Source organism: Streptomyces sp. rh34, from assembly GCF_002551245.1.
Taxonomy (GTDB): Bacteria; Actinomycetota; Actinomycetes; order Streptomycetales; family Streptomycetaceae; genus Streptomyces.
Genome location: NZ_NTGZ01000454.1, coordinates 1 through 2,920, shown reverse-complemented (window position 1 = coordinate 2,920; position 2,920 = coordinate 1). Strand labels below are relative to the sequence as shown.

Genomic DNA, 2,920 nt, shown 5'->3' with positions numbered 1-2,920 from the left:
GGTACGTCCAGCGCGGCGGCCAGCTCGCTCAGCTCGCCGGGCCGGCCCGTCAGCGACAGGATCGCGAACTCGGCGTCCGGGCCCGGGTGCCAGAGCGCCGGGACCTCCGTGGCGGCGACGGGCAGCGCCGGCGGCAGACGGTCGGCGGACCCCGGCCCGCTCCGGGCCCCGGCCACCGCGAGCACGGCGTACCGGCCCTGTTCCGGCAGCCCCAGCATCGCGGCCGCCTCGGCGAGGTCCGCGATCCGGGCGGTCCCGTCCAGCAGGGCCGCGACCATCAGCCGCTGCCGGTTCTCGCGCCGCCAGGACAGCCGCCGCTCGGCCTGCCGGTAGGCGTCCGCCACGATCCCGCAGTGCTCGTCGACGAAGTTCCACACGTCGGCGGCGACATGGACGAGCAGCCGGACGTCGTCGGGGTCGCGCCGGGCGGTCTCGTCCACGAGGTCCTGCCAGACCATCGCGCCGCCCATCCGGAAGGCGTGCAGGACGGCGTCGAGCGGCACGCCCTGCTCGGCCCTGATCTCGCCGATCCAACGGGAGGTGCGCTGGGCGGACTCCCGGAACTCCCGGGGCTGGATCAGGGAACCGACGTTGTGCCGCAGCGAGTGGTGGACCTCCTGCCAGACCTCGGCCCGGCCGGAGTCGATGGCCGCCCGGTAACCGGGCTCCTGGGCGTACAGGGCCTCGACGAGCCGGTCGGTGAGGGCCGGCAGCGACGCGACGAGGACCCGGGCGGCCCGGTGCAGCACCTCGACGGCCTCACGGTCGGCCAGGGACCGGAAGCGGTGCGGCAACGGCGTTGCCGTGGACGGGCCGCGCAGCGCCCCGATCCGCGAACGTACGACCTGTGGCATGGCGGCCTCCACCGGGAATCGGCCGGCCGCGCGAGCGGCGGGCCCGGCGCACCCGGCCCGGTCGGGGCGCGAGCGCGGCGTACACGATCCTGACGCCCGCAGAATGGCATACCGCCCGGTCGGTACCTAGGGGTCTGCGCGGAACTCGTCATCACGGTCTCGCAACCTCCCGGCCTTCACGGGGCCCGGAGGACCGGTGTGAGCAGGTGGGACCGTCACCGCGTCCGGCTCGTCCGAGTCGAGCGGGAGAGGGAGGAGGTTCCACTCGGTCAGGGCCGTGCCCGTGGCGTCGGATACGACCGGTCGCGTCCACCGCCACCCCCAGCGCGGCCACGGCCGGGTCCGCGTCATACTCGCGACCAGGTCCCCTTCCTCCCTGGCGGGTATGCCCCTCATCCGCAGTGCGGAGACGGTCCGCCGCAGCGGACGAAGCGCGGCTGCCGTGCGCGGGACCAGTATGTACGTCATGACGCCAGCGCCCCCGCCTCTCCCCGCCTCCGCGCCCGCGCCTGTCTGGGCTCGCCGCGCCGCCCACGCGATCGCTCTGTGCGCCGTCCCGTCCGGCCTGTGGCGCATCGCCATGGCTTCCGGTGTCCCGGTGGGCTACAGCGACCAGGTGCTGCGCGACGTCTTCGACATCCCGGGCTGGGGCATCGCCTACGTCGTCGGCCTCTCCGTCCTCGCCGAGCTGGCCGCTCTGTTCCCGCTGCTGCTCGTCAGCGACCGGTGGCGACCGCTTCGCCCCGGGGTCCTCGCCCCGCTGGCCTGGACCGCCTCGGGCGCCCTGGTCCTGATGGCGTTGTGGCAACTCGTGGTCGCCGTCACCGTCGAGAGTCAGACGTACCTGTCGAGCGGTACGGCACAGACGGTCTGGGGCCTCGCCTTCGCTCCGCTGTTCGCCATCCCGGCCCTGATGACCGCGGTGACCTGGTCGTACGCCAAGCGGCACCGGACACGGGACAGGCGCGGCCGCTGCCTCGCCCTTGACGACGGGCCCTAGGGTCCCAGCAGCCTGGCCAGTTCGGTGCGGGAGCGGATGCCGAGGGCGGCGAAGACATTGCGGAGGTGGTGGTCGACCGTGCGAGGGCTGAGCGACAGCCGCAGCGCCACTTCCCGGTTGGTGGCCCCCTCCGCGACGCAGCGGGCGATGCGTTGCTGCTGGGGCGTGAGCGCCGCCAGCGGTTCGTCCGCCGCGTTCCGCCGGGCCGGGGCCTGCTCCCCCGCGGCTCGCAGTTCCCCGGCCGCCCGGTCCGCCCAGGCGCGGGCCGAGCAGCGCTGGAAGGCGACCAGGGCGTCGCGCAGCGGGCCGCGGGCCTCGCGGGTGCGCCGGCGACGGCGCAGCCACTGTCCGTACAGCAGCTGGGTGCGGGCCCGTTCGAAGTCGCCGCCCGCCCGGCCGTGGTGGGCCAGGGCCTCGGCGTAGCGGGCGTCGGCCTCGTCGGCGGGGGCCAGCAGGGCCCGGCAGCGGGCCAGTTGGGCGGGCGCTCCCGGGTCGGCGGTCCGGGCGGCCCAGGACGCGAACTCATTGACGGCGGACCGGAGTTCGCGGAATTCCTCGGGCAGGCGGCCGCCCAGCACCGCGGCCTCGACCCAGCAGGGCACGGCGAGCATCCGGGCGGCGAAGTGGCCCCGGCCGGGGCCGGTCCCCACGAGGGGGGCCAGCCGGGCGGCGGCTTCGCCGGGCCGCCCGGAGGCCAGGTCCGCGCGGGCCCGTGCCCAGGTGGCGAGGGTGACGGCCTGGGACAGTCCGTGCGGCCCCGCCCCGGCCAGCGCGGCGTCACCGTGCGCGGCGCACGCCTCCGCGGGGCCCTCCACGGACGCGGCGAGGGCGAGCACGGCGTGCAGACGGGCGGAGCTGTTGGGCTGCCCCGCACGGCGGGCGGCGTGCAGCCCCTCCAGGGCGTGGGCCCGCGCACCGGCGTGCCGGCCGGCCCGCAGTTCGGCGTAGGCGAGGTGTTCGAGGGCCTGGGGCAGCAGCGCGTCGGGCCCCCTGGTCCGTACGGCGGCGAGCGCGCGGGCGCCCGCGCGGCAGGCGGCGGCCACATCCCCGAGGACCAGGGCGGCGG

The 2,920-nt window shown here is 76.5% G+C and carries 3 protein-coding genes; 1 reads left to right on the top strand and 2 read right to left on the bottom strand.

Translation table 11 applies throughout. The annotated features are described in order from the left end of the window. A partial coding sequence (locus CR470_RS37120) for a PucR family transcriptional regulator (RefSeq protein WP_097872112.1) occupies positions 1-854 on the bottom strand: 854 nt, incomplete at its 3' end. A 457-nt stretch (positions 855-1,311) separates the two neighbouring features. On the opposite strand from CR470_RS37120, the gene CR470_RS37115 reads away from it, so the two are divergent. Then, complete coding sequence (locus CR470_RS37115) at positions 1,312-1,854, top strand: hypothetical protein (RefSeq protein WP_097872110.1); 543 nt, start codon at positions 1,312-1,314, stop codon at positions 1,852-1,854. Here CR470_RS37115 and CR470_RS37110 read toward each other — a convergent pair. Then, positions 1,851-2,920 (bottom strand): LuxR family transcriptional regulator (locus CR470_RS37110; protein ID WP_218923803.1); only part of this gene is annotated, 1,070 nt, incomplete at its 5' end. The genes CR470_RS37115 and CR470_RS37110 overlap by 4 nt on opposite strands.